This window comes from Pseudomonas indica NBRC 103045 (genome assembly GCF_002091635.1).
Classification (GTDB): Bacteria; Pseudomonadota; Gammaproteobacteria; order Pseudomonadales; family Pseudomonadaceae; genus Pseudomonas_M; species Pseudomonas_M indica.
Genome location: NZ_BDAC01000001.1, coordinates 517,551 through 534,514, shown reverse-complemented (window position 1 = coordinate 534,514; position 16,964 = coordinate 517,551). Strand labels below are relative to the sequence as shown.

Annotated in this window: 15 protein-coding genes; 13 read left to right on the top strand and 2 right to left on the bottom strand. The window is 60.2% G+C overall.

The annotated features are described in order from the left end of the window. On the top strand, positions 1–456 hold the full coding sequence (locus tag PIN01S_RS02430) for a hypothetical protein (protein ID WP_084333508.1): 456 nt from the start codon (positions 1–3) through the stop codon (positions 454–456). A gap of 222 nt (positions 457–678) precedes the next feature. Here the strand turns inward: PIN01S_RS02430 and PIN01S_RS02425 are convergent, their stop codons facing one another. Then, entirely contained in the window at positions 679–906 is a 228-nt protein-coding gene (locus PIN01S_RS02425) for a helix-turn-helix domain-containing protein (protein ID WP_084333506.1), read from the bottom strand. 110 nt (positions 907–1,016) lie between these two features. Between PIN01S_RS02425 and PIN01S_RS02420 the strand changes: the two genes are divergently transcribed. Further along, the gene (locus tag PIN01S_RS02420; protein WP_084333504.1) at positions 1,017–1,607 is read left to right on the top strand and encodes a VspR family transcription factor; all 591 of its coding nucleotides are present in this window, start codon (positions 1,017–1,019) and stop codon (positions 1,605–1,607) included. Next, positions 1,604–2,995: a DEAD/DEAH box helicase gene (locus PIN01S_RS02415; RefSeq protein ID WP_084333502.1), complete on the top strand. Its 1,392-nt coding sequence runs from the start codon at positions 1,604–1,606 to the stop codon at positions 2,993–2,995. The genes PIN01S_RS02420 and PIN01S_RS02415 overlap by 4 nt, the downstream gene beginning before the upstream one ends. Before the next feature lie 366 nt (positions 2,996–3,361). On the opposite strand, the gene PIN01S_RS02410 is transcribed toward PIN01S_RS02415, so the two are convergent. Further along, on the bottom strand, positions 3,362–6,046 hold the full coding sequence (locus PIN01S_RS02410; protein ID WP_084333500.1) for an AAA family ATPase: 2,685 nt from the start codon (positions 6,044–6,046) through the stop codon (positions 3,362–3,364). A 179-nt stretch (positions 6,047–6,225) separates the two neighbouring features. Here PIN01S_RS02410 and PIN01S_RS02405 point away from each other — a divergent pair, with 179 nt between their 5' ends. From PIN01S_RS02405 to PIN01S_RS02360, 10 genes are all read left to right on the top strand, one after another. After that, the gene (locus PIN01S_RS02405; protein ID WP_226283065.1) at positions 6,226–6,846 is read left to right on the top strand and encodes a TlpA family protein disulfide reductase; all 621 of its coding nucleotides are present in this window, start codon (positions 6,226–6,228) and stop codon (positions 6,844–6,846) included. Positions 6,847–6,852: 6 nt separating this feature from the next. After that, entirely contained in the window at positions 6,853–7,596 is a 744-nt protein-coding gene (locus PIN01S_RS02400) for a cytochrome c biogenesis CcdA family protein (protein WP_084333496.1), read from the top strand. A 155-nt stretch (positions 7,597–7,751) separates the two neighbouring features. Next, a complete protein-coding gene (locus tag PIN01S_RS02395; RefSeq protein ID WP_084333494.1) occupies positions 7,752–8,774 on the top strand; it encodes a YVTN family beta-propeller repeat protein in 1,023 nt (340 codons plus the stop codon). A 10-nt stretch (positions 8,775–8,784) separates the two neighbouring features. Then, positions 8,785–9,237 (top strand): hypothetical protein, encoded by a 453-nt coding sequence (locus PIN01S_RS02390; protein ID WP_084333492.1) that lies wholly within the window; start codon positions 8,785–8,787, stop codon positions 9,235–9,237. A 25-nt stretch (positions 9,238–9,262) separates the two neighbouring features. Next, entirely contained in the window at positions 9,263–9,538 is a 276-nt protein-coding gene (locus tag PIN01S_RS02385) for a DUF2933 domain-containing protein (protein WP_084333491.1), read from the top strand. Next, positions 9,535–10,194, top strand: coding sequence for a methyltransferase family protein (locus PIN01S_RS02380; RefSeq protein WP_084333490.1), 660 nt, complete (start codon positions 9,535–9,537; stop codon positions 10,192–10,194). Before PIN01S_RS02385 ends, PIN01S_RS02380 begins: the two co-directional genes overlap by 4 nt. A 230-nt stretch (positions 10,195–10,424) precedes the next feature. Next, positions 10,425–10,757 carry a hypothetical protein gene (locus tag PIN01S_RS02375; RefSeq protein WP_084333488.1) on the top strand — a complete coding sequence of 111 codons (333 nt, stop codon included), beginning with the start codon at positions 10,425–10,427 and terminating at the stop codon, positions 10,755–10,757. A gap of 97 nt (positions 10,758–10,854) precedes the next feature. Then, on the top strand, positions 10,855–12,108 hold the full coding sequence (locus tag PIN01S_RS02370; RefSeq protein ID WP_084333587.1) for a TolC family protein: 1,254 nt from the start codon (positions 10,855–10,857) through the stop codon (positions 12,106–12,108). Beyond that, positions 12,105–13,586 carry an efflux RND transporter periplasmic adaptor subunit gene (locus PIN01S_RS02365; RefSeq protein WP_084333486.1) on the top strand — a complete coding sequence of 494 codons (1,482 nt, stop codon included), beginning with the start codon at positions 12,105–12,107 and terminating at the stop codon, positions 13,584–13,586. The genes PIN01S_RS02370 and PIN01S_RS02365 overlap by 4 nt, the downstream gene beginning before the upstream one ends. Next, entirely contained in the window at positions 13,583–16,747 is a 3,165-nt protein-coding gene (locus PIN01S_RS02360) for an efflux RND transporter permease subunit (protein ID WP_084333484.1), read from the top strand. The genes PIN01S_RS02365 and PIN01S_RS02360 overlap by 4 nt, the downstream gene beginning before the upstream one ends. Positions 16,748–16,964 lie beyond the last annotated feature (217 nt).

Sequence of the window (16,964 nt, the reverse complement as noted above, 5' to 3'; positions counted from 1 at the left end):
GTGACTATTCCTGCTGACCAATGGGACAAGGCCTTTTCCATCCTCCAACAGTTCGAAAGACAGCTGATATCTCCTTCATTTTTCAGTTGGAAGTTCATTACCGAGAAGTGTGGTGTCTCTAAACCTACTTTGTGGCGGAACAAGGAATTCGAAAAGGAGTTCCAGCGCATCAAGGAGGTGGTCAAAAGTTATGCCCGAGGCGAAAAACATTTCGATCAGGAAATATCGCTAAAAGCAGCGAAGGATCGTGAGCGAGAGCACCAAATCGAAGCACTCAAGGCGCAGGTCGAGGAACTGACGAAGCAGTTGAATAGGGAGCGTGAAAGGGTCCTTTACGCCTCAATGATTGCTCGACGCAAGAACATTGATCCAGCGGAGTTTTTAGATGAGAGTCCGGTTTTCCGCAAACCCACCAAAGGTGGCGCGGTGGTCAAACTCCCTTCGAAGGAAACCTAGTGAATAGGGGATTCCGGATTGCACTGCTTGGGTTTTACGAGTGTCAGCCGACCAGCAATGCCTTTGTTCACATGCCAGATGCGGGGCTGAGGGCTTCGGCTCAATGCTCAGTTTAAGTGGGCCCTCTCCCCAATTTTGGCTGGATGAGTGCAGTACTCACAGTTGGGTCTAAGCACCAAAGGGAAGAAGTTTGTTGAGCCGTTCTTGATCCATGTCGGGTCGTCAATCGAGGCCAATGGATACTGGGGGCAGCAGAAATCCTGGCTCACACTGCAGGACACCGGCTATGGAATACAACTTCTCCACGGTGAGGTTAACTTCACCGCGCTCAATTCGCCCCATGTAGCTTCGGTCGATTTTGCAGGCCAACGCCAAGGCATCCTGAGAAAGCCCCTTGGCCTTCCTCTGTGCTCGGATGTTCTTGCCCAATGCGTTCGCAAGCTGACCCATGGCCGCCTCGATTCCCCTGAGGCGGCAATATCCTGCGTTTGCGGACGCATCGGCCACGGACTATAATCCGTATTTTTAGCTGCTCCGCGACACCCGCTCCAGGTACCCGCATGAAATCGGAATCGTTCATCTTCGACAGGCGGCTGTACGACCTGCTGCAGCAGGAGAGATATGTGCAATTCACAACCCGTGACCTGCGCGATGCCTATGCCAACTGTCTTCCGGGAACAAGCTTCAACCTCAGCGAGGTGCGGCGGTACGTGTATGAGCAGATTCGGCGCATGCTGCGAGTTGGGTGGATCACTCAGGACGCCGATCGGCGCAGGCGGGGACAGGTTTATCACCTGCTGCCAGTCCCTGAAGGCTTGAATCTTGACCTCGTCGACAACGGATTCGGGAGCACTTCCAAGCCGGAGGACAAGCCGTTGCAGCAGCAGGCTGAGGACATCGGTCATGGGGTTCCACCAACCTCAGACCTCGATGTCTTGGAGCATCTGGAATCGCTGTTGAAGGAGATACGGCTCGACTTTCTGACTTCAATGGGCGAAACGGAGCGCTATAAGCAACTCCTCGACGAAATGCCGCACCTCAAGGATCGGGTGGAGGGTGACTATCTTGACGCACGGGATCGCAGCTCTCGCCTGCTGGGGCATCTTCGCGCTGTCGAGAAGACGCTCAAGACATTTGTGCCAAAGCAATGAAGGCGTCATTGAGAGACTGGCAGCGTCGATGCATTACGACGGCGCTGGACCACTATGTCACGACGCCACACTTCTTCTGCCAAGCGACACCCGGCGCTGGAAAGACGTGGATGGCAGCAGAACTGGCCAACTGCTTGCTCCAACAGGGCGAGATTGATCTGGTCCTCTGTTTTGCCCCTTCGTGCCAAGTCGTCGAAGGGTTTCGGTCCACCTTTTCGAGAGTGTTAGGCAAGCGACTTGATGGCCTCATCGGCGCCATCGGCGACGCTTGCACTTATCAGGCGATGGAGTATCAGGCAGAGGCGTTCTGGTCGCTCCTGGACGACTATCGTGTGTTGGCTGTGTTCGATGAGATTCACCACTGCGCCGGCCATGATCCCCTGCTGAGCAATGCCTGGGGGCAGCAGATCATCCAGAAAATACAGGACCGTGCAGCATTTACCTTGGCACTCTCGGGCACGCCGTGGCGTTCCGACGACAAGGGCATTGCGCTGGCTCGTTACTCAGAGCCGGAGGGTCGATTGATCTGTGATTATCGGTACGGGTTGGAAGAGGCTATCGCGGACAATGTCTGCCGCTCGCCTCGAATCGTGCTGCTGGATAACCACGCGGTGAAGCTGACAGAAGAGCTAGAAGATGACAGCGCGGTCAGGCTCTTTCCTAGTATCGACCAGCTGCTGAACGAGTCGCCGGTCTCGTACGAGGAGCTTCTTCGCCATCCCGATATGATCAATCAAATGCTCGGTCTTGGGATTGCCAAGCTCGATGAGCTCCGGGCGATCAAGCCGGATGCAGCCGGACTAGTAGTTGCCACCGACGTCGAGCACGCCCACCAGGTGGCTTTTGCACTTGAAGCCAAGGGGGAGTCTTGCCGCATTGTTACCAACAGAGATGCACGTGCCCAGCACCTGATAAACGAATTCCGGAGCGGCAAATCCCGCTGGATCGTTGCAGTAGGGATGATCAGTGAAGGGACGGACATTCCTCGTTTACAAGTCTGTTGCTACCTCAGCCGCATTCGCACGGAGCTGCACTATCGGCAGGTATTGGGGCGTGTGCTGCGGCGCACGGGCACATGCGATGATCAGGCTTGGTTATTCGTTCTAGCAGAGTCAACACTCGAGGGATTCTCCCAGCGAGTGGCCGATGATTTACCAGAGGATTTAGCCCTTTTAAGCCGGGTGCTCTCGACTGCTCCGGTCGCTGGTGAGGCCACTGGTGAAACGGTTGTCAGTTTCCACCTGAGTAACCTGCACAACCATGGCGCTGAGCATCCAGTGCGTACGAGTGCGGCCCCGGACTTGTCGTTGGGTAGTTCGGACTCCACACCGACCTACCAAGTCAGCTTTTCACAGCGTTATCACCATCAGCTGTTGGCGCTCTTTTAGGTTTTCGCTCAAGCGCGCTCACATCGAGATGGCGCGCAGACGGAAGAAGATGAGGGTTCGTACCTTCGGGCGAGATGGTCTTTCCATAAATTATGAATTTCCGCATAAAGCCGCATAATTCCGAGTTAGGCGCCCAGGGGCTGAGCAGGTAGTACGTGCGTGGCTTTATGAAACCATCACTCAGCAAGACCAGGTCTGCTACCTCTGGGCCGCGCCGCACAACCGGGTCTCGCCTAATTGCTCCCAGTAGTGCTCAACCACGTGCAGTTGCCTCGCCTGCTCTGATCGGGGCGCAGATCCACAACCGATAGGCGGGTTGGCTCAAGCCGAGCCCTAAACAGCGATCGGCTTGAGTGCTGGGAAGGACTAGCCGCCGAAAACCTTCTTGCGTTGAGCTGTCCGTTCGTTGCGCTGAGTCTCGTAGGCCTTACGACGTGCCGTCGCACGGTCAACCAGATCAATGACCAAGGCGATGTCGTGGAGCAGGTCCTCGCGCGGTGGCAGCGGGAGTTGGCGCTCCCCGGGGGTATCGTGGGCCTCGGTCGCCTCGCAGGCCCGCGCATAGGCCGCCTGCAGCGCCTCCCACTCGTCCTGAGGGTGCCCAACGACAGCACCGAACGAATCCACGCTGACGACGTCGCTGAAAGGCTGGACCGTGTTGTTCAGGAAAACCTCACGAATCGCCCGCTCGATCGTTCCTCTCAAGCTGGTATAGCCGGCTGAGATCTGGCGCTCGATCTCATCAGCCGGGTACTCACTTAGATCGGCGTTCAGCGCCTTTGTGCGCGCCCGCAGATCATTCAAGCGGGCCTTGGTGTCCATCGTGGCCCAGGCCAGCCCATCGCTCACTAGCCCTGGCGCTTCATCCCAACTGATGGTCTTGTAACTGGCGGGGCGATCAGCCTGCTGGAGGGCCATGGCGAGTTCAGTCAAGAACACGGCATCGTGGGTGAACACCAGTACCTGGCGCGTGGCTGCCATCGCGACCAGGCGCCTGGCAATGGCGCGACGGTAAACGTGGTCCAGTGAGGTGGAGGGGTCGTCAAAGACGACCGTGGATGTATGGGCCTGCGATTCGAGCTCGGCGAGGAACATGGCCAATCCCATGGCCCGTTGCTCACCTTCAGAAAGCACCTTCGAGGCCTTCAGGGCGATGTCGCTGAGTCGAAGCGTGACCTTGGTCAGGCCGAGGTCCGTACGACCGGTCAGTTCGGGTTGCACCCGGCGCCGATAGCCCAAGGCTTTCAGCTCGGCATTCATAGCGGTCGCCAGGGCATCGGTGACATGCGTCGTGGCGAGTGTTGTCAGCTTGCGCGACACTGCCTGTGGGTTAAGGGCGGTATGGCATCGACTCAGTTTCTGGTTAGTCTGGCTGTCCTGAATAAAGCGCTCAATCGCGGCGCGGTGTCCAGTAAGAAGCTGCCGCGCCTCCAGCTCCGCCAGTTCTCCTACCAATGCCTGACGTATTGCAGGATTGGCCGACGTCCGTAAGGTGGTAGCGTCGGCTCGCAGCGCGGCAGCGTTGGCTGCGAAAGACTGATCCAAGTTGGTCTCGGGAGGCAGTTCCTCGGCATCGGCGGCCCAATTGCCGGACTCCAACACCTGAGTCACCCAGGCATGCCGCGTTGCCCACACCGCCGCCGCTTGCGTTATCGCGGCATGCAGCTCGGGCAGGCGCTCCCCCACGTCAGCCAGCGTTGGCTCGTCCAGCACGCTGAGATCAACTGCTTTCACCCGGCCAAGCGCCTCCAGCCGCGCGCTGTGCGCAGCCTGGGCTTCGGCCGTTGCGCTATCCGCGACGAAGGCTGCAAAACGACGCATGCGCTCGGCGGCATCGGTCGAATAAGGCTGCTGGCAGAGTACGCAGTGCGCGTCGGCATCGAGGTGTGGAAACGGGTGGTCCGGGTACGCCGACTGCTGTGAAAACGCCTCGGCGGCGCGGAACAGGGTTTGCCACAGGGCATTCCCCGTTCCCTCCAGTAAGGGGGCGGCGGGCGCCGACACTTGCGAAGCGGGTTCTCCGGGCTGCGCGGCGGTGCCCTGAAGCCTGGCTTGGGCCAGGGTCATGGCGAAGTTCGCTGTCTTCTCGGCATCGAGCAGCTCTTTCGCACGCGTGATGGCCCGATCGTTCACCCAGCGTTGTGCAATTGTTGCCCGCTGCTGTGCTTGGTCCAAGCGAGTGGCCAGACGCTCCAGGGCCAGCGCCTTGGGCCCTGGATCAGTTTCTAGCAGCGTCTGTTTGAGAAATATGAGCCGCTGTGCTTCCGCTTCACTGAGCGTACCCAACCGAGCGAGCGTAGTCAGGTCGGAACTGTCTCCTAGGTCGGCAATGAAACGGCCGACGTCGGTGTTTCCTTTCAACGGTTCGAATTGCCGGGCGTCCAGCGCAAGCGCACCACGCTCGGTGTTGATACGGGCCTGGAGGTCGCGCTGTAGGGCGACCAGACGGGTCAGATGTGGCAACCCGTAGGGTTGAAAGGCGGGAACGCCTTCGGCATCGATGTAGTCGTTGGCACAGGCAACGTCGTACACCGAGACAGAACTGAGGTGAGGATGGGCCGGACTATTTTGCACCCAGCGTGCAGTATCCAACTCCCCGTCCACCAGAATGGCGAAGTCTGCAGAGGGTGGCCCAGGCGCTGGATCGAGCGCATTAGGCAGTACTTCCACCCGATGCCGGGCCTTGCATGCATTCTTCAGAACCCGGGCATAACCGGATTTACCGGCACCATTGTGACCAAACAAGATGGTCATGCCCTCCGGTGCCAAATCAAAGGAGCGGCCGGACGGGAAACCGTTGACCTGATCGAGACCGGATAGCCCCACCAACCGCACCGTGGCGCCACTACCGGCACCCGGGACGTCGTCCACGGTGAAAGGTCTCAACTCCGCGGGCGCCGTGCCATCGCCTTCCTGCTCGCGAACCAGCTGCAAGATGGCATCCACGTCAGCCTGAGAAAGCTCTGGTCGCGCAAAGATGCGACGCAGTGCTTCTTGCTGCCACGGTCTCAACCCGCCGGCCCAGCCGACAATCTCATCCAACAGTGCCATATCAGCCTCCTTTGCCTGAGACGCCGATTAAAGAGGTCCGCGTCGAGGAATGGCAAGGGGCCAGATGAATGGCGGGTCGGCACTGCTATAGTCCCAATAGCAGCCTTGCTTCCTCGGTGATTGCGGCCAGCCAGCGCCGATTCGGCAGTTCAAAACGACAGTTGCTCGTGAGGTGTGCCATGACCAGCGCGTCTCCCTGCTCCATTTACCTGGTCTCAGGTAGCACGGGATTGCCTTGGCATCTACGAGCCTGCGGGCTGCTGCTGTGCCTTCTCTTGCCGATGGTTGGGGCTCGTCTTTCCTTCGGCGCCGAGCCATCAACGGAAAACGGCACTCGGGCGGGGTTGATCATCTGGCCTGAGCCCAAACCGTTGGATGCGGTCAGTTTCGTCGATGGCGAAGGGAAGCCGCTCAGCCTGGCTGACTTCCGCGGCAAAGTGGTTCTGCTCAACCTGTGGGCCACTTGGTGCGTCCCTTGCCGTCAGGAAATGCCGACCTTGGATCGCCTGCAGGCAAAGCTGGGCGGTAACGACTTCCAGGTGGTGGCGCTCTCGCTCGATCAAGGCGGATTGCCGGTGGTGCGGGACTTTTACCGGGAGATCGGTATCCAGCACCTCGCGATCTACCTCGATGAGCACATGCAAGCCATCCAAAGCCTCGGCGCCTTCGGCTTGCCGGTCACCTTGCTGCTGGATCGCGAGGGACGAGAGCTCGGCCGTAAAGCCGGTGCGGCCGAGTGGGACAGTCCGGAGGTCATTGAGTTTGTGCAAGAGGTAATGGCTTCCCCATCGAGGAAATAGTCCGCGATGAGCCTAAGTGACATCGGCATCCTGAGTGCGTTTGCGGCGGGCATGATCTCGTTCTTGTCTCCCTGCGTGCTGCCCTTGGTTCCCGGCTACATGTCCTTCATTGCCGGTCGCTCGGTGGATGAGTTGCAGGTGCTGGAAAGCCGCCGGGAGCGGCTCGCAGTGATCGGCATGAGCCTGAGCTTCGTGCTGGGCTTTTCCACCATCTTCATTGCGCTGGGGGCCAGTGCCACTGCCATTAGCCAATTGCTGATCGCCTATCGGCAGGAAACCAACCTGATTGGCGGCGTCATCGTGATTGCCTTCGGCCTGTTTATCACTGGTTTGATCAATCCGCGCTGGCTGAATATGGACGTGCGCTTCGTTCACCAACTCAAGTCCAGCGGAGGGCCGCTGGCCGCTTATGTCTTGGGCGTGGCGTTTGCCTTCGGTTGGACGCCCTGCATCGGTCCTATCCTGGGCAGCATTCTGACGCTGAGCGCCGCCACCGGCCGTACCGGTGCCAGTGGCGTCGCCCTGCTGTCGATTTACTCGCTCGGTCTAGGTCTCCCATTCCTGCTGACGGCCTGGTTCACCAACCATTTCCTTGCCCACCTGAAACGTCTTCGTCGTTGGAGTCGGGCCATCCATCTCAGCGCTGGCGTCGTCCTGATCCTCATGGGAGTCGCCATGGTGACCGGCCAATTGACTGACTTTGCCTGGTGGTTACTGGAAATATTTCCGGCTCTAGGTCGGATTGGTTAGCGCGATACGTCCCCCATGGTAAGCAGGAGCGCCGCGCCATGGTGCCCAAGCGAATTTGTTGACGGCGATCAAGAGTTCCCCTGCATTTCACGCATAGCTTGAGCTGAGGTCCTGGCCTGTTCGGCTCAAATGCGATGTCTTGCGGTGGAGAAAACATGATGAAAGCTAAGCGGTTTACCTCTCTGGCTTTAGGTCTATCCTTCTTGACGCACTTGGGCCTGGCCTTGGCAAACCCAGCTGGAAGCGTCTACACGGCCAATGAGCGGGCCGCTTCCATCAGCCAGGTGGACCTCTCTACAGGTGCGGTAAGCACGGTTGCATTGCCGATCGCTCCGCACAACGTGCAGGTTTCTCCCGACGGCAGCCTGCTCCTGGTCGTTGGAATATCCGGACATGCCGGGCACTCGAGTGGTGACAAAACCGGTGGGCAGTTGCTTGTCTTCAGTACTACCGCTCTGGACCGGCCATTGTTCAGCCTGCCGGCAGGCGACCACCCGGCGCACGTGGTCACCGACTCCAAAGGACAGCTCGCTTTTGTGACCGATTCGGCCGCCAACCGCGTACGAGTTTTCGACCTCACCCAGCAGACCGAGCTATCGAGCATCCCGACGGGGCGCTATCCCCATGGGCTGCGCTTAAGCCCAGACGGCAAAACCCTTTACGTCGCGAACATGCGCAGCGATAGCGTATCGCTCATTGATGTCGCAACGCTCAAGGAGACTGTTCAAGTACCGGTGGGTAAAGCGCCGGTCCAGGTCGGTTTTGCGCCTGATGGACGACTCGCGTTTGTCTCGCTCAGTGCAGCGAACCAGCTGGGCATCATCGATACCGCTGGACGCAAGGTAGTCGGCACGGTTGATGTGGGCCGTACGCCAATCCAGATGATGGCCACCGTAGATGGTCGTCAGGTCTATGTGGCGAACCAGGGCAGCGCCCAGAACCCGGATGATCGCGTCTCTATCGTCGATCCCCAAACGCGGAGTCCTATCGGCACCGTGACGACCGGCAAAGGGGCGCATGGTGTGGCCATCAGTACCGATGGCAGTTATGTGTTTGTCAGCAACATTGAAGCGGGCACTGTCTCCGTGATCGATACGGACAGCCGCAAGGTCGTTGGCACGTACAAGGTTGGCGCCGGACCTAATGGGATCAGCTACAAGCCGCCGAAAGCCGAATAAGGAGATGATGATGTCCAACATTCGCACTGTGCTGATCGGACTCTGTTTGACAGCAACATCACTTGGCGCCATGGCGCAAAACACCGATGAGCACTCAACGCACCACCCGGCCAACACTGCCGGTTCGGACGCCGCCGCGCAGACACCCGCCGTCCAGCAAATGGACAAGGGGCAAATGGCGGCGATGGACCAGCACATGAAGGCCATGCAAGCCATGCACGAAAAAATGGCCGCCGCCAAAACCCCGGAAGCGCGTCAGGCACTGATGGCCGAGCATATGACGCTGATGAAGGACGGCATGGCCATGATGAAGTCCATGGGGGGTGGAATGCCGGGTATGGGGGGAATGCAAGGCGACGGTGATATGGCCGCACGTCAACAGATGATGGAAAAGCGCATGGACATGATGGAATCCATGATGCAGATGATGATGGACCGCATGCCTCCTGCGCCGTCGAAGTAGCTCATCACCCTTCCGAGGAGACGCCATGAACCAACCATCCGATAAACATGGTTCGCCCCCCAACTTCTGGCGATCCCGTTACGCAATCGGCCTTGTGGTGATCGGTGGAGTCGCAATCTATTTCCTGCTGACCGAGCACCTCGCCCATGTGGTCGGAGCCCTGCCGTATCTGCTTTTACTCGCCTGCCCACTGATGCATGTCTTCATGCACCGTGGGCACGGGGGGCACCATCACCCAGGCCAGAACAATTCCGGCCCCTCCGGGAAGACCGATGCGCGTAAGCCGGGAGATCCATCATGAACCACGGTGAAACTGCATATGGTCTCTGGTCTCTGGTTTTCCTCAACTCAGCCATCTTCATCATGTTCGCATTCAGTTTCTTCAAACCGGCGACTGCCAGAGATTGGAGGAGCTTCGGTGCATTTTCTGCGTTCATCGTCGCCCTGTTCGTGGAGATGTATGGCTTCCCGCTGACGATTTACCTGCTTTCAGGCTGGTTGCAATCCAAGTTCCCTAACCTCGATCTGCTGTCCCACGACGTTGGCCATCTTTGGTCGACGTTGCTAGGTGAAAAAGGCGATCCGCATTTCAGTGTGCTGCACATTGCCAGCTACGTGTTCTTGGGCTTCGGCTTCTATCTGCTATCGGCCGCCTGGAACGTGCTGTACCACGCACAGCGCCGACATTCACTCGCCACGGCTGGGCCCTATGCGTGGCTTCGACATCCTCAGTACGTAGCCTTTGTCCTGATTCTCCTGGGCTTTCTGCTTCAGTGGCCAACACTTCTGACGTTGGTGATGTTCCCGGTGTTGCTGGTGATGTACGGGCGCTTGGCGGTTGCCGAAGAGCGGGACATGCGCAAGGAGTTCGGCGCCGCTTATGACGCCTATGCCCGTGCTACACCCAGGTTCATTCCGCGCTTTCGAGCACGGTTGAGAGCGGGTCAGGGAGGCTGAAGCATGGAGCAGCAAAGTTTCAATCAGCGTCACACAAGAGCCGCTGCACACAAGGAGTCCGGTGTGCGAGAGTTCCATGAACGAGCAGAGGAGGATTTTGTTCGGCGCAAGGGGCGTACATGAGCGTGAAAAATGGGCAACGTGGAGTCCTCGATCAACCTCGGCGAACGCGCTCCAGCCTTACAGAATCGTAATTGTTAGCCCCTAGAGCCCGGTCTAAACTGTCCCGCATGCAACGCTACTTGCGCCTGTGTCTGCTCCTGCTGATCGCCTTCGCGCTTCCCTTCAACGGGATGGCGGGCGAGCAGTCGCCGTCGGAGCCCTGCCCGATGAAGTCCGCGGGTATGAGCAAAATGATGGACACGGGTGCGGACTGCTGTCACGGCAACTCCGATCATGGCAAGCCGTGCAAGCCTGGCCTGGAGTGCAAGACCGTCAGCATCCTGCAGGTGAGATTCCTGAAGCCTGTTCTGGACCTGGCTTTCCCCGTAGCAATGACCTCGATCAGCGACTTCCTGCCTGAGCGAACGCCATCCAGTATCTGGCATCCCCCCCGCGTCTGATTCCTGTTCCCGACTGACTGCCGCGCTACTCACGCGGCGCAGCTAATCTCCGTACGTGCCGTACGCCGCGCAGCGGAACTTCACAGGAATCGTGATGATGAACCCCACACGCTATTGCACCGGCTGGCCGATCGCCGCCTTGGTGGCATCTGTAATTGGTGCACCCAGCCACGCCGCCGACTTGACCCTCGACGAAGCCTTGCGGCTGGCTGAGGACAACGCTCCATCGCTCGCCGCGCAGACTTACAAACTTCAGGCTGCCAGCAGTGCGGCCATCCCTGCCGGTGAACTGCCAGACCCCAAATTGATCCTCGGCGTGCAGAACTACCCCGTTAGCGGCCCCGACCGCTGGATGCTCAAGGAAGACTTCATGACCATGCAGATGGTCGGGGTCATGCAAGAAATGCCCAACGGCGACAAGCGCCGGGCGCGCAGTGAAGTCGCCAATGCAGCCGTCGATCGCGCGGCCGCAGATGGCCGCATCGAGCGCCTGAAGGTTCGTCAGGGTACCGCTGAAGCCTGGATCACCCGTTATTCGGTCGAGCGCAAGCAAGCGCTCTTTGGCGAGTTGTTCCGGGAGAATCGGCTCCTGGCCACCACGGTAAACGCGCAAATTGCCGGGGGACGGGCCCAGTCAGCCGATGCGGTGACCGCGAAACAGGAGGCGGCCCAACTCGCCGAGCAGGAGGACGAACTGGTTCGCCAGCAGGCCGAGGCACGTGCCGCGCTGCGCCGCTGGATCGGTCCTGCCGCGGACGAGCCTTTGGTCGGCGAACTGCCAGCCTGGCCGATTGCGGCCTCGGAATATGCCGGCAAGCTGGAGCGGAATCCTGAGCTGGCAGCGTATGCGCACATCACCGGCGAGGCGGAAGCCAAAGTGCGCGAGGCAGAGGCAGACAAGAAGCCTGACTGGAGCTGGGAGGTCGACTACCAACGCCGAGCCCGTGAGTTTGGCGACATGGTGAGCGTGGAGTTCACCTTCGACCTTCCGCTGTTTCCAGGGTCCCGACAGAACCCCACGATCGCTGCCCGCCGTGCCGAGCTCAACCAGCTGGAGGCCGAGCGCGAAGCTCGTACGCGGGAAAGCGCCCAGCAACTGGAAGCGGACCTTGCTGAATACGAGCGCCTGAACCGCTCGGTCCGTCGCAGTCAGGACAGCCTGCTGCCGCTGGCGAAAGAGAAGGTCGACCTGACCACGGCCAGCTACCGCGCCGGCACGGGTGACCTGTCCGCCGTTATTGCGGCACGCCGCGAGCTGATTGAGGCACGTCTGAATCACATCGACATCGAGGGACAGCGTGCCCTGACCGGCGCCAAGCTCCACTTCACCTACGGGGAGAGTCACCAATGAGCGCACAATTCTGGAAAGGTGCGCTACTGAGCGGCCTCTCGATCGCCCTGGGGTTAGCAGGCGGGTACTGGTACGCCTCCTCCGGCATGGACGACGCTTCCAAGGCGACTGCCGAGCACTCCACCGCCGCTCAGGACGGACGCAAGGTGTTGTACTGGTACGACCCCATGAGCCCCCAGCAGAAGTTCGACAAGCCGGGTAAGTCGCCCTTCATGGACATGGAGTTGCTGCCCAAATATGCCGACGAAGGCGCTGACAGCACTGCCATCAGCATCGACCCCAGTCTGACGCAGAACCTGGGCCTGCGACTGGCCACCGTCACTCGCGGCCCCCTCACCAACTCTCTGGATGTAGTCGGCGTGCTGGCCCTCAACGAACGAGAAGTTGCGGTGGTCCAGGCGCGAGCTGGCGGCTTCGTCGAACGGGTCTACGCCCGGGCGCCAGGGGATGTGCTCAAGGCTGGGGCGCCGCTGGTGGACCTACTGATCCCGGACTGGGCTGCCGCCCAGGAGGAGTTCCTCGCACTGAAAAACAACGGCGATGCCGGCCTGTTGGCAGCTGCACGTCAGCGCCTGCAACTCCTGGGCATGCCGACGGCACTGATCAGCCAGGTCGAACGCAGCGGCAAGTCTCGACCGGTTCTGACGTTGAGCAGTCCGATTGGTGGCGTCATCCAGGAACTGGATGTGCGCACCGGCATGACCGTGGCGGCCGGCACCAATCTGGCGCGCATCAATGGTCTGAGCAGCGTCTGGCTGAGCCTTGCTGTCCCCGAATCAGAAGCTGGCTCGATTGCGCAAGGCCAGGCAGTTGAAGCACGCCTGCCGGCTTTTCCTGGCGAAGTGCTCGCCGGGACAGTCGATGCGATTCTGCCGGAAACCAATCCGGACAGCCGCACGCTGAGGGTTCGCGTCGAATTGCCCAATCCCGATGGTCGCCTGCGTCCCGGCCTGACTGCCCAGGTCCGTTTGAATCGTTCCACCGCGCAGAGCGTCCTTTGGGTGTCCAGCGAAGCTGTCATGCGCACGGGTCGCCGGGCATTGGTCATGCTTGCCGAGGACGGCGGTCGCTATCGTCCGGTGGAGGTCCGGCTTGGGCCGGAAAGTTCCGGCCGCACCGTAGTGACCCAAGGGCTCACGGAAGGCCAGCAGGTGGTCGCCTCCGGGCAGTTCCTGCTGGACTCCGAGGCTAGTCTCAAAGGCCTAACCGCGCCCACCGAGAGCAAACCCACCTCCACCGCCGCCCCCGTGCGGGACGAAGCCGACGCGCAGGTCACGGCGATCGACGCTGCCAGCGTTACCCTGGCCCATGGGCCATTCGAGACCGTGGGCATGCCGGGCATGACCATGGCCTACCCGCTCGCCGATCCCACCGTGATGGCTGGGATCAAGGCGGGTGACAAGGTCCGTGTCACGGTACGTCAGACCGACAGTGGTCTGGTGGTCGAGCGTTTGGAAAAACTCGGAGGCCAGCCATGATTGCCGCGCTGATTCGCTGGTCGTTGGCCAACCGCTTCCTGGTCATACTGGCCACCCTGTTCGCGACGGCCTGGGGCGTCTGGTCGGTGCAGAACATGCCGATGGATGCGCTGCCCGACCTCTCCGACGTCCAGGTGATCATCCGCACCCCTTACCCGGGCCAGGCGCCACAAATTGTTGAGAACCAGGTTACCTATCCGCTGGCGACCACCATGCTCTCGGTCCCGGGGGCGAAAACGGTGCGGGGCTATTCCTTCTTCGGGGACAGCTTCGTCTATGTGATTTTCGAGGATGGCACCGACTTGTACTGGGCCCGTTCCCGCGTGCTGGAATACCTCAGCCAGATCCAGAGTCGCCTGCCGACCACGGCGAAACCGGCGTTAGGTCCGGATGCCACCGGAGTGGGCTGGATCTTCCAGTACGCCCTGGTGGATCGCAGCGGTAGGCACGACCTGGCGCAATTGCGCGCCTTGCAGGACTGGTTTCTCAAGTTCGAACTGAAGACCCTGCCCAACGTCGCCGAGGTGGCCACCGTGGGTGGCATGGTCAAGCAATACCAGGTGGTACTCGACCCTGTGCGTCTGGCCAGCCAGGGCATTACCCAGGACGCGGTGATTGAGGCCATCGGCAAGGCGAACCAGGAAACTGGTGGCGCCGTGCTGACCCTGGCCGAAGCCGAGTTCATGGTGCGCGCCACCGGCTACCTGAAATCGCTGGACGATTTTCGCGCCGTGCCGCTCAAACTCGTTAACGGCAGCGTGCCAGTCACCCTTGGCGACGTGGCGACGATTCAGCAAGGGCCGGAGATGCGCCGCGGAATCACCGAGTTGGATGGCCAGGGCGAGACGGTCGGCGGCGTGGTGATTTTGCGTAGTGGCAAGAACGCTCGCGAGACCATCGGCGCCGTGAAAGCCAAGTTGGACGAGCTGCAGAAAAGCCTGCCGGCCGGGGTGGAAATCGTAACTACCTACGACCGCAGTCTGTTGATTGATCGCGCGGTGACAAACCTCAGCCACAAGCTACTGCTGGAGTTCATCGTGGTCGCTTTGGTCTGTGCAGTGTTCCTCTGGCACCTGCGCTCCTCGCTGGTGGCGATCATCTCTCTACCGATCGGCGTGCTCATCGCCTTCATCATCATGCAGAAGCAGGGAATCAACGCCGACATCATGTCCCTGGGCGGGATTGCCATTGCCATCGGCGCCATGGTGGACGCCGCAGTAGTGATGATCGAGAACGCCCACAAGAAGATCGAGGCGTGGCATGCCGCCCACCCAGGCGAGGAATTGAAGGGCAAGCATCACTGGCAGGTGATGAGCGATGCCGCCGCCGAGGTCGGGCCGGCGCTGTTTTTCTGCCTGCTGATCATCACCCTGTCCTTTATCCCCGTGTTTACCCTGGAGGCACAGGAGGGCCGCCTGTTCGGGCCGCTGGCCTTCACCAAGACCTACGCCATGGCGACTGCTGCTGCGTTGTCGGTGACCTTGGTTCCAGTGCTGATGGGCTATTGGATTCGCGGGCGCATTCCGAAGGAAGAGCAGAACCCGCTGAATCGCGGGCTAATCCGAATTTACGAGCCCGCACTGGAGTGGGTGCTACGCAATCCCAAACTGACTTTGGTGGTGGCTGTGGTGGTCTTTGTCAGCGCCCTGTGGCCGATCTCGCGGTTGGGCGGCGAGTTCCTTCCGCCGCTAGACGAAGGCGACTTGCTCTACATGCCCTCGGCACTGCCAGGCCTGTCCGCACAGAAGGCCAGCCAGCTGCTGCAGGTGACCGATCGCCTGATCAAGACAGTACCGGAAGTCAAACACGTCTTTGGCAAGGCGGGCCGCGCCGAGACGGCCACCGACCCGGCGCCTTTGGAGATGTTCGAGACCACTATCCAGTTCAAACCACGCGAAGAATGGCGCGCGGGCATGACCCCGGAAAAGCTAGTGGAAGAACTGGACCGGGTGGTGAAGGTGCCGGGACTGACCAACATCTGGATTCCACCGATCCGCAACCGTATCGACATGCTCGCGACCGGGATCAAGAGCCCGATTGGAGTTAAGGTCGCCGGTCCCAACCTGGCGCACATCGATGCCGTTACCCAGGCGGTGGAACAGGTCGCCAAGACAGTACCAGGTGTCAGCTCGGCGCTCGCCGAACGCCTCACCGGCGGTCGCTACGTCGATGTCGACATCGATCGCCAGGCCGCCGCGCGCTATGGGCTGAACATCGCTGACGTCCAGTCCATCGTGGCAAGTGCCATCGGCGGCGAGAACATCGGCGAAACCATCGAAGGCTTGGCGCGCTTCCCGATCAGCGTGCGCTACCCACGGGAGTGGCGAGATTCGCCAGAGGCTCTGGAGCAGTTGCCGATCTTCACTCCGCAGGGTCTGCAAATCACCCTGGGCATGGTGGCGAGGATCAAGACCACCGACGGTCCGCCCATGTTGAAAAGCGAAAATGCCCGGCCCTCCGGCTGGGTGTATATCGACGTGCGTGGTCGGGATATCGCCTCGGTGGTGGCCGACCTGCGCAAGGTCGTCAGCGAGCAGGTCGAGCTGAAACCGCGGATGAGCCTTACCTACTCGGGGCAGTTCGAGTTTCTCGAACGGGCCAATGCACGGCTTAAGTTGGTGGTACCGGCCACGCTGCTGATCATCTTCGTTCTGCTTTACCTGACCTTTGCTCGTTTCGACGAGGCCTTCCTGATCATGGCTACCCTGCCGTTCGCCCTGACCGGAGGGATGTGGTTCCTCTATCTGCTCGGCTACAACCTGTCAGTGGCCACCGGCGTTGGATTCATTGCTTTGGCCGGCGTCGCCGCTGAGTTCGGCGTGATCATGCTGCTCTACCTGAAGAATGCCTGGGCCGAGCGCGAAGATGCCGGCGACGCGACTGAGGAGGGTCTGCTCGCGGCAATTCGCGAAGGCGCCGTGCAGCGTGTGCGACCGAAGGCCATGACGGTGGCGGTGATCATCGCCGGTCTGCTGCCGATCCTCTGGGGCAGCGGCACCGGCAGCGAGATCATGAGCCGTATCGCCGCTCCGATGGTCGGCGGCATGGTGACTGCACCCTTGCTGTCGCTGTTCGTCCTCCCGGCAGCCTACTGCCTGATGCGTCGCCGGCACCTACGAGCGCCCTTGAACAATCGACACGCAGTCTCGGCGCGATCTTAAGCGAGTAACAGCTAACTGCAGGAAGGAAAAATTCTTCCTGCAGTTAGCGCTTTAACTGCAACTTGATTTACTTCAAATTTTGCGCGAATTGTAAGTTTTAATCTCCATGCTTAATAAGCGCCTGAAAGATTGCCGCTTGCCTCCTGTTATTTGCCAGTTTCTGGCATATCGCTTACCAAAATGTAATTTTCGCCTCAGCTTTATGACAGGTGGGTTT

Excerpts from the sequence above, each read along its gene's own strand:
- PIN01S_RS02425 (WP_084333506.1), bottom strand. The coding sequence starts at position 906 with ATGGGTCAGCTTGCGAACGCATTGGGCAAGAACATCCGAGCACAGAGG.
- PIN01S_RS02420 (WP_084333504.1), top strand. The coding sequence starts at position 1,017 with ATGAAATCGGAATCGTTCATCTTCGACAGGCGGCTGTACGACCTGCTG.
- PIN01S_RS02415 (WP_084333502.1), top strand. The coding sequence starts at position 1,604 with ATGAAGGCGTCATTGAGAGACTGGCAGCGTCGATGCATTACGACGGCG.
- PIN01S_RS02410 (WP_084333500.1), bottom strand. The coding sequence starts at position 6,046 with ATGGCACTGTTGGATGAGATTGTCGGCTGGGCCGGCGGGTTGAGACCG.
- PIN01S_RS02405 (WP_226283065.1), top strand. The coding sequence starts at position 6,226 with ATGACCAGCGCGTCTCCCTGCTCCATTTACCTGGTCTCAGGTAGCACG.
- PIN01S_RS02400 (WP_084333496.1), top strand. The coding sequence starts at position 6,853 with ATGAGCCTAAGTGACATCGGCATCCTGAGTGCGTTTGCGGCGGGCATG.
- PIN01S_RS02395 (WP_084333494.1), top strand. The coding sequence starts at position 7,752 with ATGATGAAAGCTAAGCGGTTTACCTCTCTGGCTTTAGGTCTATCCTTC.
- PIN01S_RS02390 (WP_084333492.1), top strand. The coding sequence starts at position 8,785 with ATGTCCAACATTCGCACTGTGCTGATCGGACTCTGTTTGACAGCAACA.
- PIN01S_RS02385 (WP_084333491.1), top strand. The coding sequence starts at position 9,263 with ATGAACCAACCATCCGATAAACATGGTTCGCCCCCCAACTTCTGGCGA.
- PIN01S_RS02380 (WP_084333490.1), top strand. The coding sequence starts at position 9,535 with ATGAACCACGGTGAAACTGCATATGGTCTCTGGTCTCTGGTTTTCCTC.
- PIN01S_RS02375 (WP_084333488.1), top strand. The coding sequence starts at position 10,425 with ATGCAACGCTACTTGCGCCTGTGTCTGCTCCTGCTGATCGCCTTCGCG.
- PIN01S_RS02370 (WP_084333587.1), top strand. The coding sequence starts at position 10,855 with ATGAACCCCACACGCTATTGCACCGGCTGGCCGATCGCCGCCTTGGTG.
- PIN01S_RS02365 (WP_084333486.1), top strand. The coding sequence starts at position 12,105 with ATGAGCGCACAATTCTGGAAAGGTGCGCTACTGAGCGGCCTCTCGATC.
- PIN01S_RS02360 (WP_084333484.1), top strand. The coding sequence starts at position 13,583 with ATGATTGCCGCGCTGATTCGCTGGTCGTTGGCCAACCGCTTCCTGGTC.